The organism is Chryseobacterium sp. 2TAF14 (assembly GCF_052115105.1).
Lineage (GTDB): Bacteria > Bacteroidota > Bacteroidia > Flavobacteriales > Weeksellaceae > Chryseobacterium.
This window is the reverse complement of sequence record NZ_JBFRGA010000378.1, coordinates 1-418: the sequence shown is the minus strand read 5'-3', so window position 1 is coordinate 418 and position 418 is coordinate 1. Positions and strand designations below refer to the sequence as shown.

The 418-nt window shown below is 28.2% G+C and carries 1 pseudogene; it reads left to right on the top strand.

From position 1 onward, the window contains the following. A pseudogene (locus AB4Y90_RS18250) lies at positions 1 to 330 on the top strand (hypothetical protein); the annotation flags it as partial. Positions 331 to 418 lie beyond the last annotated feature (88 nt).

The window sequence follows — 418 nt, the reverse complement described above, 5'->3', positions numbered from 1 at the left end:
GGGAAGTATGCGCTTACCATAAATGAAGATAGTGAAGATTGGAGAAATATTCATGAAATAAAACTGAAAACTTCTAAGGATTCTATTATATATTCAGCTGAAGGATTTCAGTTATATCAATCTTATAAATTAGCTGTTGTCGAAAAAAATAATGTTTTGCAGTTATCTTTTGAAAGAGCTTTAGACAATACCGAGAGCTGGGCTTTAAAAAAAACAAAAAACTTTGGAACATTAATACTTGACAAAGATAAATATATTTGGAACTGCCCATATATTGATATAAATTTTACAAATGGTAGAAAAAACAAATATATTCTGACAAAAAAATAGATACAAAATTTTTATGCACATACAAGGGGAATAAAGCCAAGTGAGAATTTATATCTGGAAATTAGAAATTCAGTGTTTGGGAAAGACC